This is a genomic window from Kitasatospora sp. NPDC018058 (assembly GCF_044327205.1).
Taxonomy (GTDB): Bacteria; Actinomycetota; Actinomycetes; order Streptomycetales; family Streptomycetaceae; genus Kitasatospora.
In genome coordinates this window covers 1-1091 of record NZ_JBIRFA010000154.1, presented here as the reverse complement: position 1 = coordinate 1091, position 1091 = coordinate 1, and the positions used below count along the sequence as shown (strand labels likewise).

1 rRNA gene is annotated in these 1091 nt (G+C 59.2%); it reads left to right on the top strand.

Going from position 1 to position 1091, the window contains the following annotated elements:
- Positions 1-739: 739 nt before the first annotated feature.
- Positions 740-1091 (top strand): 16S ribosomal RNA (locus ACH4E7_RS45680); the annotation flags it as partial.

The window sequence follows — 1091 nt, the reverse complement described above, 5'->3', positions numbered from 1 at the left end:
CGTTTGAGCGACCTCGACTAATAGGGGTTGACACGGCGGGTTGACACCGCCTCCCCCGATCTGTAGTGTCCTCCGAGTTGCCACAGCGCCGGAACGGTTCTGCGGCAGCCATCCCGCCGCTTCGCGGCACACCACTACTGCACGGCCCCTCATCGGGAACAATTTCGGCATGCCGAAATTCGGACCGCGGCGCGATTATGTGCCGACGAGGAATTCCGCTAACGTAGTGATCACGCCGAAAGGCGCGAACAAACCCCCTCCGACGGGGAATCAGAAACAAATTCGAACCGGCAACGGCGCGAACAAGATCTGATAGAGTCGGAAAGGCCGAAAAGCGAAAGCCGAACGGCCAACCCCGCTCCAACAGGGGGCCGGAGACGGAAACGGATCTGGTAAGGTTGGAACCGCGAAGAAGCCGAAAGGCCGAATCGCACCGGCGAAAATCAGGACCGCAAGGATCTGATAGAGTCGGAAACGCAACACCGAAGGGAAGCGCCCGGAGAGCCTGGTGAAACAGGCACAAAGGAAGCGTCCGTTCCTTGAGAACTCAACAGCGTGCCAAAAGTCAACGCCAGATATGTTGATACCCCGTCCACCTCGGTGGATGAGGTTCCTTTGAAAGTCCATCGGCATCCATGTGATGCGGATGGCACACACAGCGAGGACGCTGTGAACGACCGGACCTATTCCGTCTGGTCGTTCCGCTCTCGTGTGTGTTTCACCCGATTACGGGTAAACATTCACGGAGAGTTTGATCCTGGCTCAGGACGAACGCTGGCGGCGTGCTTAACACATGCAAGTCGAACGATGAACCTCCTTCGGGAGGGGATTAGTGGCGAACGGGTGAGTAACACGTGGGCAATCTGCCCTTCACTCTGGGACAAGCCCTGGAAACGGGGTCTAATACCGGATACGACACGGGGTCGCATGACCTCCGTGTGGAAAGCTCCGGCGGTGAAGGATGAGCCCGCGGCCTATCAGCTTGTTGGTGGGGTGATGGCCTACCAAGGCGACGACGGGTAGCCGGCCTGAGAGGGCGACCGGCCACACTGGGACTGAGACACGGCCCAGACTCCTACGGGAGGCAGCAG